Here is a 350-nt window from a genome sequence, read left to right on the forward strand (position 1 = left end):
AAATATAATAAATCAAAGAATTCAAAATGAATTTTCAAATTAACTTAACGAGTTTTTCGCTCCCGAATATCCAATTGACTAATTAATTCTTTATAACGTACTCTATTTTTCTTTGACAAATAAGCCAGCAGACGTTGACGTTTTCCCAGAATTTTTCGTAAACCCCTCTGAGATAAATAATCTTTTCTGTGCAATTCTAAATGTAAAGTAAGTCTCCGTATCTTATTGGTGAAACTTAATATTTGAAATTCAACAGACCCCTTATTTTCTTCCTTTTCTTCTTGCGAAATAACCGGGATGAATGAATTTTTTACCATAAAATAAGGCTCCCTCCCCCTTTTTTTTACAAA

The 350-nt window shown here is 30.6% G+C and carries 1 protein-coding gene; it reads right to left on the reverse strand.

Annotated features, from left to right (window positions below; translation table 11 throughout):
* Positions 1-44: 44 nt before the first annotated feature.
* A partial coding sequence (rpsO, locus tag DF185_RS24945) for a 30S ribosomal protein S15 (protein ID WP_207784763.1) occupies positions 45-350 on the reverse strand: 306 nt, incomplete at its 5' end.

The sequence above is a fragment of the Marinifilum breve genome, from assembly GCF_003202155.1.
GTDB classification, from domain to species: domain Bacteria; phylum Bacteroidota; class Bacteroidia; order Bacteroidales; family Marinifilaceae; genus Marinifilum; species Marinifilum breve.